This window comes from Aliinostoc maniaoense (genome assembly GCF_058172895.1).
The window spans coordinates 841729-863813 of the sequence record NZ_CP187952.1 but is presented as its reverse complement, the minus strand read 5'-3'; the positions used below and the strand labels follow the sequence as shown (position 1 = coordinate 863813).

Annotated in this window: 12 protein-coding genes; 3 read left to right on the top strand and 9 right to left on the bottom strand. The window is 40.9% G+C overall.

The features are described 5' to 3' along the window. Positions 1-14: 14 nt before the first annotated feature. Positions 15-941 carry an ion channel gene (locus tag ACPZ3T_RS03830; protein WP_490273656.1) on the bottom strand — a complete coding sequence of 309 codons (927 nt, stop codon included), beginning with the start codon at positions 939-941 and terminating at the stop codon, positions 15-17. A 109-nt stretch (positions 942-1050) separates the two neighbouring features. On the opposite strand from ACPZ3T_RS03830, the gene ACPZ3T_RS03825 reads away from it, so the two are divergent. Next, the gene (locus tag ACPZ3T_RS03825; RefSeq protein ID WP_490273655.1) at positions 1051-2229 is read left to right on the top strand and encodes an MFS transporter; all 1179 of its coding nucleotides are present in this window, start codon (positions 1051-1053) and stop codon (positions 2227-2229) included. A gap of 594 nt (positions 2230-2823) precedes the next feature. On the opposite strand, the gene ACPZ3T_RS03820 is transcribed toward ACPZ3T_RS03825, so the two are convergent. From ACPZ3T_RS03820 to ACPZ3T_RS03795, 6 genes are all read right to left on the bottom strand, one after another. Further along, positions 2824-3333: a YsnF/AvaK domain-containing protein gene (locus ACPZ3T_RS03820; protein WP_490273654.1), complete on the bottom strand. Its 510-nt coding sequence runs from the start codon at positions 3331-3333 to the stop codon at positions 2824-2826. A gap of 234 nt (positions 3334-3567) precedes the next feature. Continuing rightward, the gene (locus ACPZ3T_RS03815; protein WP_490273653.1) at positions 3568-4455 is read right to left on the bottom strand and encodes a PRC and DUF2382 domain-containing protein; all 888 of its coding nucleotides are present in this window, start codon (positions 4453-4455) and stop codon (positions 3568-3570) included. 359 nt (positions 4456-4814) lie between these two features. Next, positions 4815-5609, bottom strand: coding sequence for a DUF2382 domain-containing protein (locus ACPZ3T_RS03810; protein ID WP_490273652.1), 795 nt, complete (start codon positions 5607-5609; stop codon positions 4815-4817). Positions 5610-5980: 371 nt separating this feature from the next. Continuing rightward, positions 5981-7897 (bottom strand): transketolase, encoded by a 1917-nt coding sequence (locus ACPZ3T_RS03805; RefSeq protein WP_490273651.1) that lies wholly within the window; start codon positions 7895-7897, stop codon positions 5981-5983. A gap of 731 nt (positions 7898-8628) precedes the next feature. Continuing rightward, positions 8629-11865 (bottom strand): efflux RND transporter permease subunit, encoded by a 3237-nt coding sequence (locus ACPZ3T_RS03800; protein ID WP_490273650.1) that lies wholly within the window; start codon positions 11863-11865, stop codon positions 8629-8631. 47 nt (positions 11866-11912) lie between these two features. Then, complete coding sequence (locus tag ACPZ3T_RS03795; protein WP_490273649.1) at positions 11913-13289, bottom strand: efflux RND transporter periplasmic adaptor subunit; 1377 nt, start codon at positions 13287-13289, stop codon at positions 11913-11915. A gap of 856 nt (positions 13290-14145) precedes the next feature. On the opposite strand from ACPZ3T_RS03795, the gene ACPZ3T_RS03790 reads away from it, so the two are divergent. Further along, positions 14146-14685 carry a phycobiliprotein lyase gene (locus tag ACPZ3T_RS03790; RefSeq protein WP_490273648.1) on the top strand — a complete coding sequence of 180 codons (540 nt, stop codon included), beginning with the start codon at positions 14146-14148 and terminating at the stop codon, positions 14683-14685. 55 nt (positions 14686-14740) lie between these two features. On the opposite strand, the gene ACPZ3T_RS03785 is transcribed toward ACPZ3T_RS03790, so the two are convergent. Continuing rightward, entirely contained in the window at positions 14741-16414 is a 1674-nt protein-coding gene (locus ACPZ3T_RS03785; protein ID WP_490273647.1) for a choice-of-anchor I family protein, read from the bottom strand. Between the two features lie 704 nt (positions 16415-17118). Between ACPZ3T_RS03785 and bchH the strand changes: the two genes are divergently transcribed. Next, positions 17119-20850, top strand: coding sequence for a magnesium chelatase subunit H (gene bchH / locus ACPZ3T_RS03780; RefSeq protein ID WP_490273646.1), 3732 nt, complete (start codon positions 17119-17121; stop codon positions 20848-20850). A 155-nt stretch (positions 20851-21005) separates the two neighbouring features. Here bchH and ACPZ3T_RS03775 read toward each other — a convergent pair whose 3' ends face one another. After that, positions 21006-22013 (bottom strand): hypothetical protein, encoded by a 1008-nt coding sequence (locus tag ACPZ3T_RS03775; protein WP_490273645.1) that lies wholly within the window; start codon positions 22011-22013, stop codon positions 21006-21008. Positions 22014-22085 lie beyond the last annotated feature (72 nt).

Sequence of the window (22085 nt, the reverse complement as noted above, 5' to 3'; positions counted from 1 at the left end):
AATTCGCAATTCGCTTATTCTTGGGAAATACCCACAGGTAAAACATCGTGAAAATGTTTGTAATCGATGTAGCGATGACCATCATTTGTGTGATGAAAAATATCAACAAATCGACTATTCCAGATAATATGATCAGCAGCGTAAGTATGTCGAGCATGAACTACTTGTGAGACTGTTTCATCAATGCCACTGAGGGAAATCACAATAGTAGTATTGGTTTGAGAAAGGGATTCTGCTGTCATTCCATAAAGAGGACTCAATTCATCAATGTGGTGCATGGCTACCCAACTTAGTGCAAAACTAGGTGTCTGGTGTCTCACTAATTTTAAATCGTGAAATCGCCTAATAAATTCACCTTCTGCTGTCACTTCATCCCGCATTAAATAGACGCGCATATGTGCTTCTAGAATGAAATTGCGACGCTGGTTAGCAGTGCGAAACATGAAAGTTGGTAAGCCTTCATGGGGTGTAATTACTGCTACACGACTAAATATAACACGGGCTGTAGGACGGGAAAAGCGAGCAAACGCTAATCCTGTCATCACGGCAATTCCTACCAAGCCAATCATTGCTTCTATTGTGACAATAATATTGGCATAAGTTGTTTTAGGGTACATTGCGCCATAGCCAATAGATGCTAAGGTTTGGACACTGAAGAAAAATACATCCAGAAAAGAGCCTGGTTGAGCGTTGGCAATGCAGTCTCCACCAGCTAAGTAGGCTATAGCAAATAAGGCATTAATTACTACATAAAAAATACAAATCAGGATGATGAAACCACCCCAAGGAATTGTGAGTAGAAGATGGTAAGGATCGCGCCAATAGGAATACCATGCACCCATCCCAAGTATTTGAAATTGTCCATTGTTGATTTTAATATGGATTCGCGGTAGTGTAGCTTGTTTTTTGGGTTTAGCAGGTTTTTTTAATGGAGATTTCATTGATAATAGACACACAAAATATAACTGGGGATTTAACTAGAACTTAAAAACTGATAGGTTCAGTTCTGGTATAGTTAAGACTTCATAAAATAGATAGTGTGGAATGCTCATGAATAGAATTTTTTGGATTATTGCGTTAGTTGCATTTATTAATTCCCTGAGTTTTACGATTTTAATTCCTATTATCTATATTTACAGTAAGCAATTTGGGCTGAGTGATTTCCATACTAGTTTACTATTTTCGACATATGCGATCGCGCAATTTTTCGCCACTCCTGTCATTGGCAAACTCTCAGACCGCTTTGGCCGCAAGCCTTTATTGATAATTAGTTTAGCTGGGACAGTGATTGCTAATTTTTTCGCTGGCACTGCTACAGCCGCAATAACTCTGTTTTTAGCACGTTTTTTAGATGGAATTACTGGGGGTAATAATGCTGTAGCTCAGGCGATGATTTCTGATGTGACTGAGCCAGAAAGGCGCGCTCAAGGTTTTGGCATCTATGGAGCAGCAATGGGTTTAGGTTTTGTGCTGGGGCCAGCCACCAGTTTAGCTGCACAGCAGATATCTTTAGGCGCAGCGTTTTTAGTATCGGCTAGCGTGGCAATGATAGGACTTGTCATCACCCTGTTATTCTTACCAGAGACTCTCAAAATTCAAGATCATGTAGTAAATAATAATATTTTTGACTTGGGTTTAGATAATTTAGTTAAAGGTTTAGCTATTCCTAAAATTGGTATTTTATTGATAATTAACTTTTTTATTGGCACGACATTCACAGTATTTACCTTTGCTTTTCAACCTTATTTTATTAAGGTATTAAAACAAAATAGCGAGTCATTAACATTAATGTTTCTTACCTTTGGAGCTTTAGGAGTGATTATGCAAACCTGGGGCGTGAAAATTTTAAGTCGATATTTGAATGAAGTGAAAATATTGCTTTTGAGTTTATGCGTGAGGAGTTTTTCATTTCTGCTGATGCCAGTTTTTCCTATAGTCAGTTATTTTGTAGTTGTTAGTATAGTTTTCTCCTTATTTAATTCCTTAGTGCAACCGATGATTAACACTTTGATTTCATTAAATGCCAAACCAGCACAACAAGGTACAGCTTTGGGATTAAACTCATCTTATTTAAGTGTGTCTAATGGAGTTGGCCCTGTAATTGCTGGTGTGTTAGTTAATCAAAACTATCCCCAAACTTATAGCTATCCTTTATATTTAGCTGGAATACTGACTTTTTTAGTCTTACTGTTTGCTATAGCTAATCGGAAAAAATATATTCCTGAATAATTTGTAATTCGTAATACCCTACGGGAAGCAAGCTACGTAATTCGTAATTAAGTAGAACGGCGTGAATAATTCAAGGTTTGTAGTAGGGACTTTAGTCCTCTCTTAAGGGCTAAAGCCCTTACTACAAGCTAATTTAATTAAATTTGACATTACTTAATGTAGTTTGTTTTTTTCTCGCCGACTTACTTAATTTGAATAGTATAAAACCCTGCTTTCTGGGAAAAGCAGGGTTTAAATAAAAGCCTATTTATAAAATAAATATTAAGTAGGGGAGGGAAAAATGTTGTGAATTTTCCTCCCGCTTTATTGCTGTTGTGTTATTGCTATGTAAGGATTTGGGGATTTTACCAAATGATATCTAGCCGTAGGGCATCAATATTATACCGTGCGTTATACCATTTCACGAAAAACCGGATACAGATGTAAACCCTCAAAGCCTTGCTGAATCTAAGCTTTTTAATTACGAATTACGTAGCTTGCTACTCTCCGAGAACGCTCCGCGAACTCGCTTTGCGAGTATTACGAATTGGTATTACGCTTTGCTTGAACGCACTCTACAATTTAAGTTTTACTATCCTACAGTCTACACCCTGTTCAATTTTCAGGTTTTGGTAATTGACCTTGAGAACAACGGTCGAACCACTCTTGATATTTTTTTTGGTGTGCTTCATTGTCTACAGAAATTGATATTAAAACTTCCTGACAACCGTGGTTGCGTTCTAGAGCGATCGCATTTAATAATAAACTGGCAATCTTAGGAGATATAAACCTACCATTCACACTTAAACCGCTACATTGACCAGTAAATTCTAATCTTTCGCCTGCCGTCAATTCAACACCAGTTATTTCCCCATTTCTTAAATCAACTTCTGCTAATTGTTTATGGTCAGGGGTAATTTGTTCTACAATTAATTTTTCCCTGCGGACAGGAATTTCTACCATCTTCGTTTCAATAACTTTCCGTACAATTACTTCACCAAGTTTCTGCTTCTTGGTATCAACTACTAACTGTTCTTCAAGTAAGCGGATAAGTTTATCTTCATCATTTGTATGGTCTGATATTTTTTGATGTTCTGGTGTTTGTGAGGTTAAATATTCAGTCATATAACTATAATTTGTAAATTCATCATGATTAAAATTACTGACAAGTACAGTATATGTATTATACGTAGGGTGTATTAGGGGTAAGCTGTAAAGCACCAAAGGTTTTTGGGGAAGATGCCGTACTCTCGTGGCTAATACACCCTACTTATCTGTTCAAAAATCAAATATGATTCCGATAGAACTGGCAAAAACTATACTTGTACTTGCACTGACTTCACTTGAGTTAACTAACGATTAACGCTCCTCAACTGGAAGGTTAGGAGCATTCACATCTAACTCTTCACGGCGGATAGTATCTTCGGCTTGCACTGTTTCTTGCTCGACGACTTTTTTGACTCTGACTTCTTCTCGAACAACAGCCTCTTTGCGAATTTCTGGGGTTTCTTCATGAAGTTCTACGCGAGCAACTTCACCTTCACGGAAGTTAGCTTCACCGGGGGAAACAACTCTACCCGCATCTTCTGGGGTGACACGCTCAACCACAACTCGTTCCCTTTCTACAGGAACAGCAACCCGTGCAGTTTCAGTTTCAACGTGCTTACCAACAGTTACTTCTCCAGTTTTCTGACGACGTTTATTGGCAATTAACCGCTCCTCATATAATCGCATGGTTTCATGATGGGGTTCATGAAGTCCATACAAATGAGGTTCTTGTTCGTATTTATAAGTATCGCGGGTATAAGCGGTTCTTGTTTCTAATGGTGCTTCTAGAGGTGTTCCGGTTTCTAAGGGTGCTGATGTATCTAAAGGTTGGGTGGTGTAGCTGGAATGACGATATATTCCACGCACTTGCTCTTCATAGTCATGATCTAAATTTAAACGCTCATTAAATTCTGGTAAGTTTTCTGCTTGTTCTCTAGTCATACCAATGGCGTAAACTCGGTCTGTACCTCTGTCAATACGAGTACGACCAACTGGTAATAAAACCTTCTTACCAAAGATCCAGAAACCTAGGTCAACAATTAAATAGCGAAAATGACCATCATCATCTACTAAAACATCGTTAACTGTGCCAATCTTTTCATTATTTCTTTCTGTGTAGACACCAAGACCTTTAATATCATCACCTTGCAATGTATCCCGATAATTAGGGTCAAAATCTTCTAGTTTGTAAAGTACCATTTGCTTCTTCCTTAGAAATTTATAAACTATCTCATAATTACTAAATTAGAGATTTATGGTAGATATTGCATCTTTCATTTGAATGAATTATTGCTGTGCAGAAATATCAAAAGTTATAAGTATAACGACTACAAAACTGGTGTCTAGTTCGTAGTAAGGACTTTAGTCCTTGTTTGTTCCCTGCGGGACGCTCCGCGAACGGAGAGAACTAAAGTTCTCACTACAAACCTTTAATTATAAGATTCCTACTTCTCTCAACATACAAGGGGGTTTTACCAGCAAAAAGCACCTAGCACTAAGGCATTTGGTGCGTTACGGCTTACGCCTAACACACCCTACTGGACTTTCAAAAACTTTCATCAAGCATTATGCAGTGTATTTCCTGCTGTATCAATATCTAGTTCTTCGCGCCGAATGCTATCTTGTGCTTCTACTGTTTCTTGTTCAATGATTTTTTTGACTCTGACTTCTTCACGCACAAAAGCTTGTTTGCGAATTTCAGGTGTTTCTTCGTAAAGTTCTATCCGTGCTACTTCTCCGGCTTGGAATTGAACTTCTTTAGGATCTAATATCGTGTCTGCGGCTGTTTGTGGTACACGTTCAATTAAAATCCGCTCTTTTTTTACAGGAACTGTAACTCTTGTAGTTTCGGTTTCAATGTGTTTACCAAGTGCTACTTCTCCTGTTTTCACCCGTTGTTTGTTGGCAATTAAACGTTCTTCATACAGTCTAAATGTTTGATGATATGGCTCATTTAACTTATATAAATCAGCTTCTTGTTCGGAGCTATATTCACCAGTTTGAGGACGAAAAACATGACGCACTCGCTGTTCATAATTTTCATCTACTACCAAGCTTTCGTGGTATTCGGGTAAATGTTCTACTTGTTGTTTACTCAATCCATCTACATAGACGCGTTTGGCAGGATAATTGATGTGGGAAAGTCCAATTGGTAGTAAGATTTTTTTATTAAGTCCATCTAAATCGGTAGAGACAACTAGATAACGAAACCGTCCTTCTTGGTCAACTAAAGCATCAGCAATTGAGCCAACTAATACTCCACCTTCAGTATATAGTTCTAAGGATTTTACATCATCACCGCCGAAAGTTTCTCGATAGTTGGGGTCAAATTCTTCGAGTTTATAAAGAGGCATATACTATTCCTAATTTTTTTAAACAATATCTATTGTTATGCTCTAAAATTTCTCAGAGTGGTGCGGTTTTATCACCCATTTTGGCTGACAAAAGGGAAGTTATTAACTCTGATAAAATAATTGAGCATCGCTATACCCATTAGGGTAAAAATCTTTTGTCTGGATTCCCTCTGGCTAACGACTGAATTTGTGGGAGTAGGTTATAGGTTCGTAGTCAGGACTTTAGTCCTAAGAAAATGAAAAAGCAGGGCAGCAGGGAGTAATACCAATTCTCCAAAATAAACCTACACATAGACCGCAGGGAGCAGGGGGCAGGGGAAGAATGATATGTAAGCCGGGATTTAGAGAAATGGGGTAAGCGGGACAATTACCTACAAGCTGGAGGGAGTAGCGATCGCAGTTTTTCTGACAGGTTGTCTAATTTGGGCTTTAACTGCTTCTACAATGGCATCAGCGTCAATTTTGGCGGCATGAAGTAATTCTTCGGGTGTGCCGGAACTGGGTAAATCACGCACTGCTAACTTAATAACTTGCAGTTGTGACCCCTCATAACTACATATGTCACCACTACCAGCAAAGGCATCCAGCACGGCTGCACCTAATCCCCCTTCACTCCAATGGTCTTCCACTACTACTAAGTTACCCTCGGTATCCTGGGCAGCTTGATGCAGGGTTTGTACATCAATCGGTTTCACAGAGTAAGCATCAATTACGCGGATTGTAATTCCTTCATTTTTGAGGCGGTCATAAGCTGTTAATGCTTCATGTAAAGTAATCCCTGCACCAATTACCGTGGCTTGGTCTTGGTCAGAACTGCGAATCACTTTACTGCCACCGATGGGGAAATCTTCATCTGCACCATAGATGACTGGTGTGCTTTGGCGTGTAGTACGCAGATAAACTATACCATTGCGATCGCTCATTTGCTCTACTAATTTTGCTGTCTGATTGCCATCGCTAGGATATAAAACTGTACTACTCCAAACAGCCCGAAATGCGGCTAAATCTTCCAAACCCATCTGAGAAGCACCATCTTGACCAATGGATACACCCGCATGAGAACCGACTAATCTAATGTTGGCACGGGAGACAGCCGCCATGCGAACAAAATCATAGGCACGAGTTAAAAATGCTGCGAAGCTAGAAGCAAAAGGTTTGTAATTTCGCACTTGCAAACCCACAGCCGCCGCCACCATTTGCTGTTCGGCAATGTACATTTCAAAGTATCGTTCTGGGTAAGCTTCGGCAAAATCTTCAGCGTAAGTAGAATTGCTCACCTCTGCGTCTAGGGCGACTACTTGGGGTTGTGCCGCACCTAAAGCTTTGAGCGCATCACCATAGGCGCGGCGAGTGGCTACCTTTGCACCTTTGTCGTAGGTAGGAAGTTGCAAAGGTTGGGCAGTAGCGATGGTTGCAGGCTGTGCTTCTGTGTCTGGTTTTCTGACTGTAATTTTAATTTGCCGTTCACCACCTAATTCGGCAATGGCTTGTTTTTCTGCCTCTGGTTTTAAGGCTTTACCGTGCCAACCGCCTATATCTTCTATAGAACTGACACCTTTACCTTTCTTAGTACGGGCGATAATGACTGTAGGGCGATCGTTAACCGTCACAGCTGCACTCAAAGCTTGATCAATTTCAGTTAAATCATGACCATCAATTTCGATGGCTTGCCAACCAAAAGCCCTAGCCCGATTAGCATAAGCTTGAGTATTCCAGCCTAATTCTGTCTGACCCCGTTGACCAAGGCGATTAACATCAATAATAGCAATGAGATTGTCTAAGGTATAGTGTGCCGCATGATCAAAGGCTTCCCAAATCGAACCTTCAGAGGTTTCACTATCACCTAATAATACCCAGACATTATAGGGTAGTTGGTCTAAATACTTGCCTGCTAAAGCTAACCCCACACCTACAGGTAATCCCTGTCCTAACGAGCCAGTGGCCACATCAACCCAAGGTAAAACCGGGGTGGGATGCCCTTCTAGGGGACTTCCCTGTTGCCGCAATGATAGCAATTCTCTATCACTAATTACCCCAACTGCTTTATACATAGAGTAAAGCAACGGTGCAGCGTGTCCTTTGGAAAGAACAAAGCGATCGTTATTGGGGTTATGGGGATGCTTAAAGTCATAATGGAGATAATTAGACAACAACACCGCCATCACATCTGCCGGCGACATTGAAGAAGTAGGATGACCTGAACCAGCAACGGTTGTGGCGCGAATACTATCAACTCGCAATTGTTGTGCCAGTTCATGCCATTGGTGTAGCTGCTCCTGTATGGTCATGGTGTTTTACCTGGATGAGAAGGAATAAGTTTTTTAGGTTATTTTTGCTAACAAAAAATCTCAATATACGTAGGGTGTGCGTAACGCACCGAAAGCTTTGGGAACTGTCATACTCTCGCTGCTAACACAACGGCAATATTGCAGGAGGAAAATCCACACTGTAATTTACCTCCTCTACGCGTTTGTTCAAAAATCAAATATGAGTTCTATAAGTAAAACAGGGTGAATACAGCACTTTTGAAGTAAGTGAGGTACACCAGGATTCATAAGTAATAAGTAATAAGTAGTAAGTAATAGATAAATCTCTTACTCATTATTCATTATTGATTACTCATTACTTTTTTGAATCAGTTGCTGTACTTCATAAACATCGAATCTGTTGTAATTTAAGGTTTGTAGAGAGAACTAAAGTTCTCAACAAAGGACTAAAGTCCTTACTACGAACTGAATCCTATTATTTTTACATTACTTAAGAGAGTTTGGGTTTTTGAAGTCGTTCTACTTATTATTGAATCAAATCTAAAGATTTGACATCATAATTACTTCTTTCTAATGGAGTAATCAACGTTTATTTCTGAAGGAAGATCAAAAAAATGGGGCTTAATCAAAACTATGTTTTGTTTCCCCTTTGTATAAATCTACGGTATACACACAAGTTGCTTCATCGGCATTGTTAATGTATTGCCTGACAATATCAATGTATCGCCTGACAATGCCAATGTATTAAACTCCTACACTCGTTTTAGCTTTTTCCGCCATAAACGTAGCCATAAAGAAACTGACTTCACCCAATTTCCCCCTAACACATCGTGAAGGAGAGTATAAAAACAGGGGATAATAAATAATGTCAGGAGTGTAGCTAGGGATAAACCGGAAAAGACAACCACACCCAATGGTTGCAGAAATTCTGATCCTTCACCAATTCCCAAGGCTAAGGGGAACATACCTAAAACTGTGGTAATGGTAGTCATTAAAATGGGGCGTAACCTTTGGGGTGCAGCTAGCAAAATAGCCGTTCTGCGGTCTATTTGCTCTCGTTCCCGGATTTGGTTGGCTAATTCGACCATGATAATAGCATTGTTAACCACAATCCCCACCAGTAACACTGCACCGACGATGACAGTTGCACCAATGGCGGTTTTAGTCATGTAAAGCCCAAAAATGCCGCCAGCCAAGGCTAGGGGAATTGTGAACATAATGGCTAAGGGGTCAATGAGGGAATTGTACTGCACTGCCATGACGACAAATACTAAAAAGGTAGCTAATCCCCCTAAAAGTTGCAGTGAACTTTGCAGTTGTTGATTTGATGTTGCTGCTGCACTGGGTAAGATGCTGACACCTTCTGGTAAGTCGAGGCTATTGACTACTGCTCGTACTTGTTCTAAAGCTTCACTGAGGCTAGCTCCTTCTACTAAGTTACCTGCAAAAATAGCGACTTGGCGTTGGTTGATGCGCTGAATCTCTCCTGGGGCTTGGTCTTCGACAATTTGGGCAACGTCGCTTAAACGAACTTGGCGATTGCCATCTACAAATAAGGGTAATCTCTGAAGTTGAGAAGGTGTTTGTAGAGATGTTTCATTTAATTGCACCCGCACATCTATTAAACGGTTGCCCCGTTGTAATTGGGTGGGGACACTGCCTTCGAGGGCGGTTTGAATTGTGTTACCGATGTTTTGGGTGTTTAATCCTAAAGTGGCGACTCGTTCCCAGTCGGGACGAATTTGAATTTCTGGTTGTCTGTCATCGGCATCAGGGCGGAATCTAGATAAAGTGGCGCGTTCTTCTAAGGCTGCTAAAACTTGACGACCAGCCTGTTCTAAAGTTTCTGAACTATTACCCTGAAGAATAATGTCAACATCAGCGTTACGGACAGGGGAGTTATTGACAATTAAACCTCTGACTTGACCAGGGGATAGGCGGACGCGAATGTCTGCTAAGTTTAATTTGTTAACAGCTTGGGTGACTCGTTCAATGTAAGCATCTATATCTGTGCCAGGTTTGAGGGTGATGTCACTACTACCGCGTAGAGGGTTAGCACTGGTATTAGTGCCGAATAATGCACCCCCGGCGGTGGAAAATACATATTCGGTTTCTGGTTGTTGACGGAGAATTTCTTCTACCGCATTCATGACTTTGCGGTTAGTTTCGACGGGTGTGCCTGGGGGAAATTGAGCGAATAAACGGGCTTGTCCGGTGTTGATGCGGGGGAGAATTTCTTGAGGAATTTGGGGGAGCATCCATAAACTACCACCACCAAAAACGAGAATAGCGATCGCAATTGTCACTAACCGCCAGCGTAAAATCATCTTTAAAAAGCTACCATACATTCTAGTAGCAGCTAAAAAGCGGCGATTAAATTGCTTTAATAGCCAAAATTCGCTCAAATAACTAGAAACTCTCCAGCCTAACATCCGCGAGGTCAGCATTGGTACAACGGTAGCAGCAATCAAAATCGAAGCCGCTACGGAAAAGCTAATAGTAAGAATTAGTTCGTTAAATAATAAAGCAATCAAACCGCCAATCAGCAAAAACGGCAATACTGCTACTAAGTTGGTACTAGTTGAGGCAATTAAGGCTGATTCTACTTCTCGGCTACTTTGTTCGGCTTGAGCAATTAATTGTTGTGGACGTAAACGGCCTTGATTATCTTTACCGGGAGCCATGCCCACCCCCTCGGCAATGTTTTCTAACATAACGATGGAGTTGTCTACAACAATACCCACACCCAAGGCTAAACCACCCAAACTAAAAACGTTGAGTGTTAAGCCAAATACCCCCATTAAAATAATTGCGGCTAGGGTAGCTAAGGGAATAGCAACAACAATAATAAAGGTTTGCCGTAGCGAACCGAGAAATAACAAAACTGCGATCGCTGCTAATCCTGTACCAATTAACCCGGAAGTTGTAACATTGGCAATAGAATTACGGATAAATTTAGATTCATCTAAGGTGGGTGTCATAATTGTTCCTTCGGGAATGACACCAGATGCTTGCAATTGTTCTAAACGGATTTTGACAGCATCAACAACGTTAATAGTGTTAGCCTCTGGCTGTTTTTGAATACTCACTTTAACGGCTTGTTCACCGTTGAGGGAGACAAAAATTCTTTGTTGTTCTGCACCGTCGATAACTTCGGCAAAGTCTCGCAGATACACCCGACGAGGAGGAAGGGAGGACTGGCTGCTGGCAGATGAGGAAGGCACTTCAAAAGATAAGTTTCTAATTTCGTCGGCGTTTTTAAAGCGTCCAACAGTCCGGGTAAGTGGTTCAGAATTTACTCCCAAAATTCGACCACCGGATATATCTTGGTTGCGGTTTCTCAATTCATCTAAAACATCGGTTAAACCTATACCCAAAGCTTGCAAGCGGTCTAAATCTAGGTTGACTCGAATTTCTTCTTGCAAACCTCCCGATACTGCTACCCCAGCGACTCCAGAGACTACACCCAATTCCCGCGCTAGTTCTTCTTCAGCAAATACCCGCAAATCAACCCCTGTTAAGGATGGGGAAGTTAAGGCAAATTCATAAACAGGTAACTGGGAAGGATCTACTTTAAATAAGCGGGGAGATTCAATGGTATCTGGTAAAGTACTTCTAGCTCTATTAAAGGCTGCTGTGGCATCGTTTAAAGCTTGGTCAATGTTGCCTCCCGGTTCAAAGTATAAATCAATGCTGACTTGTCCTTCACGAGTTTGAGAAAAAACTTGAATGACACCTTCAGTAGCAGAAAAAGCTTCTTCTAGAGGTTTTGTGACTTCATCAATTGCTACCTCTGGAGAAATACCGGGTGCTTGGATGCGGATACCAATACGAGGATAGGTAATTGAAGGTAATAAATCTACAGGCAGTTTAATAACGAAAAATAAACCTAAAACTATAACTGCTAAGGTTAGCATTAGTGTGCCAATATGTCGGCGAATTGATATGGCACTGATACTAAATCCACGGATGTTATTCGCTTGCTGCATTTGTGGGGATGCTCCAATTTAAAATTCAAAATTCAAAGAGTTAATTTTTACCTTGGTCTTTTGAAGTTTGAATTACCCTCTGGTGTTTCTGAAAGAATGGAAAGACGGACAGTTTCGCCATCTTTTAAAGGTTTACCACTACGAACTACATAGCGATCGCCTGCTTGTAACCCGGATAAAATTTCTACTTTGCCATCAGCTTTTTCCCCTAGGGTAACAGGGCGGGCTGTGACTTTGGTTTTACCTGCTGAGTTTGTGACTACGTAAATTGTGCTACTTTGTTCTGTGGCTGGGCTTTGGAGGGCGGTTTGTGATACCACTACTCGCTGTGGTGTTTGGGTAGCAAAACTGACTCTAGCTAGCAACCCGCTACCAATGTTGTTATTACTATTGGGAATCACTACTTCAACGGGAATTAAACGGGCTGTGGCATCGGCAGTAGGGGAAATGCGGGCGACTCTACCAATAAATTTTTCTTGGGGGAAGGCATCTAAGCGTACTTGTGCAGATTGTCCTACCTGAATTTGGCTCAATTCTAATTCAGACACTTGCACAACTACTTTCACTCGGCTAAAGTCGGCAATTTTCAAAGCTTCGCCCCCTGGTTGTAGCAGATTTCCGGGTTCTGTGACTTTTTCCGTGACTACGCCAGTAATGGGAGATGTGAGACGAGTATAAGAGCGGCGTTCTTTGGCTTGAGCTAATACTGCTTTTTGGGCAAAAACTCGACCTTTGGCGGCGGCTGTGGCTTGTTGTTCTGTACGGACTCGTTCTTTTGCCGCCTGTAGAGCTTGGGCTGCGGTGCGGGCTTTGGTGCTGGCTTGTTCGGCTAGCTGTTGAGAAATTGCCCCTTCTTGAAATAATTGCTGTTGACGGTTAGCATCAGCTTCGGCTTGCACTAACTCTAGCCGCAGTCTCTCTACTTCTGCGTTGGCGTTACTGATTTGGGTGTTAGCTCTGGCTACTTCTGACTGCAAGGCGGCTAGTTCGGCTTCTGCTTGTTTTAAATCGGTTGAGAGAATCGTGTCATCTAATTGACCAACGGTTTGCCCTTTATTGACCGTGTCACCCACATCTAAACTTAAAGATAATAACCTGCCCTCTGCTTGCGATCGCAGTGATACTGTGCGGTATGGTGTGGTTGTACCTGTATATTCTGTTTGTGGTTGTAATCTCTCTATCTTGGCAATGGCTACATCTACAGGTGTCGCTTGATTACCTCCGCCTCTGGTGCGTTGTTGGGGTTGTGCTGTCGCTGATTCTTTTGGTAAAGATCCACAACCAGCAGTAAATATACCCACGCTAAATACAAAAGCTAGGCAGAGAAAATGGACAATCCTATCTTTCTGAGGATGATTTTTCACAATATCATTCCAGTATGTATAATTTAACTGCCCAAGCGGCGTTTTCCTTTGCTGTTTCATCGATTTTTGTGGTAGTTTTGCTTCTAAATTATCTATTTAGCTTGTTTAAACAAGTTTTTGACATAACAGCTTTTCGTCCCCACATCAACGGCCGGATATCTTGCTGGCTCAGAAATCTGGATAATCTACAAATTATCTTGGAAAAGTTTTTTGTGTCAAACTTTACTATGTTTACGAAATAATGTCAAAACTGGTTTTACTAATACATTATTAATGCACAAATAAAACATATTTTATCTCTGATTTGACTATAACATTGGTATCAATTGAAGTCAGTAAACTCGCAATAAGTAGAACGGTGTAAATAATTAAAGGTTTGTAGTAAGGACTTTAGTCCTTATGAGAGGACTAAAGTCCTTACTACGAACTAAATGCAATTTTTTTTACATTACTTGACATAGTTTGGTTTTTTCAAGTCGTTCTACTTAGTGCAGAATATACTGTCTATGAGCATCTTGATATTTGATTTTTGAAACAATAGGTAGGGTGTGTTAGCGACAGCGTAACCCACGGAAAGCTTTGGCGGAGGTGCGTTACGGCTTACCCCTAACACAACGGCAAGATTGCAAGAGGAAAATCCACACTGCAATTTGCCTCCCCTACATATACTAGATATCCTGAGATTTTTTTCAGAAATCAAACCGGATTCATATATTGCTATGAGTATTATTTGGAATGCAAATATTTAGATTTTCTAAATACACATCTTATAGTAACAAAAACACCACGGAAATCACTGGTGATTTTCGGTATTTAGGCAATATATTAAAAATTTTAAACTAGAATTGTCTTTTGTCTCAATGTATTATATAGAGGAAGCCAAATTTTTATTCCTTTTAGGTGAGGACAATTACGCGTGATATCAGCGTTAAAAGTTGCACACACTGCTGATGAATCCCAAATCATCGCATTTTTTAGAGAATCAGTTGGTCAGTGGCTCTCAGAAAGGCGTTACTATACTCTCCCAGATGGAGCTACTAAGGAAATTGAGAGTATCATCACTATCAGATTTTTAGAGCGAGGATGTGATGAATTGCAAAAGCTGGCTCAAATGCACGATTTAACTGATGCAGTGATGTTGGTTGGTGGTGCTGAAGTTCACTGGTGTAGTAGAGATACCCTCAAAAATCGGAATGAGTCGCAAGGATCTACATTATTTGGAGCTTTAGGACATACATTGTACCGCGATCGCGGTTTTGCCACATCTGATCCAATTACCGCTAAGTATGCTTTCCCTAACCCCAAAACTCTATGTCTGCGGACAGAGTACAATGGTTCAGTTTTTGAAGAGGAGTTAAAGTTAGTTGGGAGTAAATATCGCACCAGACAAACCATTATTTCCCGTGCTGGTGAACAGTTGATGATTGGTCAATATTTAGAAAAGAGATTGATCTAATTTTTAGGCTAGAACCTGGTTTGTTGAAGAAACCAGGTTTTAAAGTTCGCAACTATCAGGAATCAGCTTTAGACTTTAATTTCAACATACCCATTCCCACAACTGCCAATAAACCCAAGATAGTTCCAGGTTCAGGTACAACGGCATATATTGTAGTTGTACCACTAATTTCATTAGATACAACCAACAACGACTGACGATTAGGACTACTTGCACTAGGAATAAATAGCAAACCTTCCGGTCCTAAATCTCCTACAGCTAGGCTATCTGGTGCAGCTAGGAAATTACGGTTGTTTGAGTAGGTAACATAAGTGGGTTTTTCTGGGTCGGTGATATCATAAACCATCACTCCACCGATACGCTCTAAACCTATGAAAGCGTAAAAACGACCGTCAATTTTAGCAACTTTGACATCCTCTGGTTCTGGGCCTTTATTGTCGCTACGGTTATCAAAGTTGTTTTCTCCATTGTCTGAGTTAAAAAATTGAGGCAAAAGTTTGGCTATTGTTTGCTCAAAATCTTCGCCACTGTCATAAACTAATTTTAGTTTAGGTTCACCTGGGGCTGGGTTATCAACCGATTCCCAAATGGTAAAAGAGCGGCTACCAAAAGCGTAAATCTTGTCAAAATCACCGTCACCGTCAGTATCACCAAGAGTATTGGTAACTGTTAAGCGTCCTAGATTGGCATTTTGTTTTAAAGTAGCAGCATTAGGGAAAGCTGTAAGATCAAGTTGATAAGCAGAATTACCAACCCTGACTTCTTCACTAAAACCATCATAGTCACGAGCATCACCTTCATTCGCTGTGACAATATAGGTTTTACCATTAACTTGGTAAGAAGCTATACCATCAGGTTGGTACATCCCCAAAACAGGCCAATTAGCAATGTTGATAGTATTATCACGATCGCTAGCATCTAGACCGTTTCCTGGTAAACTATGATCCTTGAAGCCTAGAGGGACGATATCGGTAATTTTATTTTCAATCAAGTCAAGAAATGCGATCGCATTATTTTCTTGCAACGATACCCAAGCTTTCGTAGAGTCTTCAGAAACGGTGATATATTCTGGTTCTAAATCTTGAGCAACGGTAGCATTAGGGCCAAATATTCTCACTCCCGCAGCTATTAGCTCACTTCTTTTGTCATTAAAATCAGTGAAGCCAGCAATAGATGCACTCAAATTATTAATATCAGTCACATTAATAATACTGACTGAGCCTTCTGGGTCAATACTATCAGGCCGATTGTAACTATTCGGTTCACCTTCATTCGCCACTAACACACGAGTTCCATCAGGTGTGAAGGTGAGCATATCCGGTAATGCACCGACTCCAATAGAATTTAAGAAATCACCATTAGCATTGAAAAATACCGCTTGACCTGGCTGTTGCCTATCAACCGCTTGCACAGCCGCCGCTAGTATCCCATTCTTGAAGGCGACACTATTCACCCCACCACCATAGAGACTAATATCAATACTCTTAAATAGTGAAGGCTGACTGGGGTTACTAATACTGATAATATCAATACTCTTAGTACCGCCATTAACGACAAACAGTCTTTGAGTCTCAGCGTCATAGGTGGGAATTTCTGCACCCCCTTCGTCAAACAGACCTGTACTGTAAGTACCAATAGGCTTGAGTGTAAATGCTGCGGCTGGAGTTGTCATTGCTCCCAACAAAATTGCAGATGGAACTAGTAGTCCGATAAGCTGTTTGATAGTCATGATTGCAGTGAATGTTTAAACGCTGAACTTTATACCTCTTGCCGCTAATTGAAAACACGAGAATATCTCCACTAAGCTTGAATTGTGCCTTGTGGATATTTCCTGTTTTTTATCAATCAGACTAAATCAATCGGTGTAATGACTCGAAATCCCAGAAATTATCAATTACGAGTACAACCGCAAAATTAATAGCTGAAGATTAAGCAAAAGACAACCAAAGGTTAACGAGAGATTAAGTACAGTATTTTCACTGAATCTTCATGAACCACTATTAAAGATTAACTTTTGATCTGATAGCGTTTCTTACTCTGCTGAGATACTGAGTACAAAACTAATAAAATTGGGCAATCTCCGCGCCCCTCCGCGTTTAAAAACATGAGTTCTGTCCCTTACCATAACCTACCTGCCGAACGTATCATACACAAAAACGCCTAGAAATTGACTTATCTAAGCGTTTTCGTGTGGATTTATACCCATTCACTTGCTTAATACTCATCTCGTGAACTAGTATCACTCCTTGCACTTAACTCCAGAATATCTTTTTTAAAAGAAAAATAAATGATTAATCAGCTACACTTTACAAAGCGTCACACCGTTGATTAATCCTCGAATTTACTCACAACTCCTCTAGGCAGATATTCAACCATCAAGCTGCAACCAACGATTAGAATAAAAAGTAAAGAAATATTGCTGAAATTACGGGCATGAAACGCATCGTTCTGATTGCTGGATTTGAATCATTTAACGCTGAACTGTACAGAAAAGCCGCAATTCTGGCGACATCTCGCTGTGCTGATTTAGATATTAGAGTATTTAGCGATCGCAATATTACCAGCAACCGCAAAGAAGTAGAAGCAGCATTACAAGGCGCGGACGTATTTTTTGGCAGTCTCCTATTTGATTATGACCAAGTTTTGTGGTTGCGCGATCGCATTGCTCAAATTCCCATCCGTCTAGTATTCGAGTCAGCCTTAGAACTGATGAGTTTAACCAAAATTGGTGCATTTTCCATTGGTGACAAACCCAAAGGAATGCCCAAACCCGTTAAATTCATCCTCGACAAATTCAGCAACGGACGCGAAGAAGATAAACTAGCAGGTTATATTAGCTTCTTAAAAATCGGCCCCAAACTATTAAAATTCGTCCCAGTCCAGAAAGTACAAGACCTACGCAACTGGTTAATTATCTACGGCTACTGGAACGCCGGCGGCACAGAAAACGTAGCCGCCTTATTTTGGACACTAGCAGAAAAATATTTAGACTTAAAAGTCGGTGAAATCCCCCCACCCATAGAAACCCCCAACATCGGTTTACTACACCCCGACTATCAAGGCTTTTTCACTTCACCCAAAGCCTACCTAGAATGGTATCAACAGCGTTCTTCCCCCTGCCCTTCGGGTTCGCAGTCGCTCATGGGGGAAACCCCCAAGACCGCGCTGTCTCACCCCCTGCCCCCTGCCCCCTGCCCTCCCATCACCGCCATCCTCCTCTACCGTAAACACGTCATCACCAAACAACCATACATTCCCCAACTCATTCGCCGCTTTGAGGAAGCTGGTTTAATACCCTTACCCATCTTCATCAACGGTGTAGAAGGACACGTAGCGGTTAGAGATTGGATGACAACCGACTACGAACTTCAACAACGCCAACAAGGTAATATCGAAACCCCCTCCCTATCCCCAGAAGCCGTCAAAGTAGATGCAATAGTTTCTACAATAGGCTTTCCCCTAGTTGGAGGGCCAGCCGGTTCAATGGAAGCTGGCCGCCAAGTAGAAGTAGCCAAACGCATCCTCACGGCCAAAAACGTTCCTTACATCGTCGCCGCACCTTTGTTAATTCAAGACATCCACTCCTGGACACGTCAAGGCGTGGGTGGTTTGCAAAGTGTGGTATTGTATGCCTTACCAGAATTAGACGGTGCAATTGATACCGTTCCCCTCGGCGGTTTAGTAGGTGAAGATATTTATCTAGTTCCCGAACGGGTACAGCGTCTCATTGGGAGAGTCAAAAACTGGGTGAAACTGCGACAAACACCCCCCGCAGAACGTAAAATTGCCATCATTTTATATGGCTTCCCCCCTGGTTATGGTGCAGTGGGTACGGCTGCATTATTAAACGTACCCCGCAGTTTAATTAAATTACTCCACGCCCTCAAAGAACAAGGTTACAACGTCGGCGATATTCCTGAAGATGGGGAAGAATTAATTCGCCAAGTCAGAGAAGTAGATGAAGAAATGGAAAGATGGGAAATAAATAAACCTTTCCCAAGTTCAGCCACTACTGTTAACGCCCGAAAATTAGAAAAATGGTTGGGATATCTCCGCACATCGCGTATTGAAAAACAATGGAAATCTTTAACAGGAAGCGGAATTAAAACCTATGGTGATGAACTTCATGTAGGAGGTGTTCAATTAGGAAATGTCTGGATAGGTATACAACCACCCTTGGGGATACAAGGCGACCCCATGCGGTTAATGTTTGAACGGGACTTAACACCTCATCCCCAATACGCCGCTTTTTATAAATGGTTACAAAATGAACTGCAAGCCAATGCAGTAGTTCACTTTGGTATGCACGGAACAGTAGAATGGTTGCCCGGTTCACCATTAGGAAATACAGGTTATTCTTGGTCGGATATTTTATTAGGAGATTTACCCAATTTATATATATATGCTGCTAATAATCCTTCTGAGTCGATATTAGCTAAACGTCGCGGTTATGGCGTGTTAATTTCACACAATGTTCCGCCTTATGGTCGGGCTGGTTTGTATAAAGAATTGGTGGCACTGCGAGATTTAATCTCAGAATATCGAGAAGACACGAAAAAGAATTATGTCCTCAAGGAAGGTATTTGTAAAAAGATTGTTGATACTGGTTTAGATGCCGATTGCCCATTTGAAGATGCGAAAAAATTGGGTATTCCCTTCACCCCAGAAAATATCAGAATGTTTAGTAGTCATGCCTTTGATGATTATCTGGTGAAGTTGTATGAGTATTTGCAAGTATTAGAAAATCGCCTATTTTCTTCTGGGTTACATATCTTAGGCGAACCACCAAATGAGGAAGAACTAGCATCTTATCTCGAAGCATATTTTGGCAGTGAACAACCAACAAATCCAGAAACAGCACAGCAAATCACAGATTTGTTGATGCAAACTACAGATGAAATCACCAATCTGTTAAGGGGTTTGAATGGTGAATTTATTCCCCCTGCACCTGGTGGTGATTTATTACGAGATGGTGCGGGAGTATTACCCACAGGCAGAAATATTCACGCCTTAGACCCCTATAGAATGCCATCTCCCGCCGCCTATGAACGGGGACGAGAAATTGGTAAAAAAATTATCAGTCAGCATTTACAAGAACATGGCAAATATCCCGAAACAGTTGCAGTTTTATTGTGGGGATTAGATGCCATTAAAACCAAGGGTGAATCATTAGGAATCCTTTTAGAATTAGTCGGTGCTGAACCTGTAAAAGAAGGGACAGGGCGCATTGTTCGTTATGAATTAAAACCCTTAACTGAAGTCGGACATCCCCGCATTGATGTATTAGGAAATCTATCAGGAATCTTCCGTGATAGCTTTGTAAATATCATCGAATTGTTAGATGATTTATTCCAAAGGGCGGCGGAAGCTGACGAACCAGAAGACCAGAATTTTATTAAAAAACACGCCTTAGCTTTAAAGGCGCAAGGTGTAGAAAATACATCAGCGAGATTATTTTCTAACCCAGCCGGTGATTTTGGTTCGTTAGTCAATGATAGAGTAGTTGATAGTAACTGGGAATCTGGGGATGAATTAGGTAAAACTTGGCAAAGTCGTAACGTGTTTAGCTATGGCAGACAAGATAAAGGCCAAGCTAGACCAGAAGTATTAAATCAGTTATTGCAGACTAGCGATCGCATCGTCCAAGAAATAGACTCTGTAGAATATGGTTTAACCGACATTCAGGAATATTACGCCAACACCGGGGGACTGAAAAAAGCCGCCGAACAGCAAAGCGGCAAGAAAGTTACAGCTAGCTTTGTGGAAAGTTTCTCCAAAGACACCACACCCCGCAACTTAGATGATTTACTCAGAATGGAATACCGCACCAAACTATTAAATCCTAAATGGGCGGAAGCAATGGCTAATCAAGGTTCAGGCGGTGCATTTGAAATTTCCCAACGTATGACAGCTTTAATAGGTTGGGGTGGTACTGCTGATTTTAAAGATGATTGGGTATACGACCAAGCCGCCGACACCTACGCTTTAGACCCCGAAATGGCAGAGAAATTACGCCAAGCTAACCCCGAAGCTTTTCGGAATATTGTTAGCAGAATGTTAGAAGCACATGGGCGCGGTTTTTGGCAAGCTGATGGAGATAAATTAAATAAGTTGCGTCAATTGTATGAATTAACAGATGAACAATTGGAAGGAGTGACGGTTTAGAAATTGAGTAGAACGAGTTGAAAAAACCAAACCATGTAAAGTAATTTAAAAAGTTTGTAGTGAGGACTTTAGTCCTCTAAGAAGGACTAAAGTCCTCACTACGAACTATAAACCCAATTCGCAATGGACTGCGGCCATTGCGAATTGCTTGAAACTTATGCCAATCTTCTCTGTTCGTGAAGTGCTATTAAGCGATTATTAACAATAGCAGAGTTAGCGGTAGCAGATTCAATCAGGAACGGAACGAGGCTGGTACTAGCTGAGATGTTTTGTCCCCAAGGCGCACCACCCCAAGACCAACCATTATTGATATCGAAAGATACAGTCCGTGAATTTTCTCCTGTTAAATCAACGAGGATAGCAGGACTGAAAGATTGCTCAATGACACTACCTGTATTTACTGGTGTGGTAGAGAACATCAGCACGACTTTCTCAATAGGAGCAATGACATCTAACATATTACCGAAAAGCGGAAAGGCGCACAGAGGATTGACACTACCGTCATCTAGTTTCTGTGAGATACCAGTAGTAAATTGAGTTGATGTTTGATTGTGAATGTTAATAGCTCCAGGTGTACCTTGACTAGTGTCAACGCTGCCAATTCCAGTAGAGCTTGTAATATTCAAGGTATTGCCGAGGGAAATAGGATAAGAGTTAGTGTCAACAATTAGGACATTTGGACTGATGTCAGTTTTGGAGGTGTAAGCCTCGTATTCCTCTGACCATGATATTTTGGTATTCAAGCCGTAGTTTTCTGTCTTAAACCAAACTACAGGAGAACCCTTGGCTGTAGTTTTTACAGCTTTGAAAGCATACAAAATATAGCCGTTATTAGACAGAGCATCAATAGTTTGCTCCTCCATATTAATGTTGACGGAATAATTGCTAGGCACAGCAGTTGCTAGAGTTAGCTTAGGAAATTGAACAATTGATGATTCAGCATCTGCCCAAACAAAGTTCCAACTTTGTTTGTTGCCCTTGGCAACTGTTTCTAAATTATTTTCAAATTTGTTGTGATTGACTTGTCCAGTAAAAGTTACTTTCTTTGTAGCTTTATCTTGTTCGATATTAGTAACTTTTCCTCCGCTCTGATTCATCGCTGTTTTGATGTCTTGGTCTGAAGGAACGTTATTCTTGTTTCTTTCAATGATGACAAATGCCATGTTGATTTTCCTTTTAATTTACTAGGTTTTTGATGTTTAGATAGATAGTTTTTTATGCTATACAACTACAAG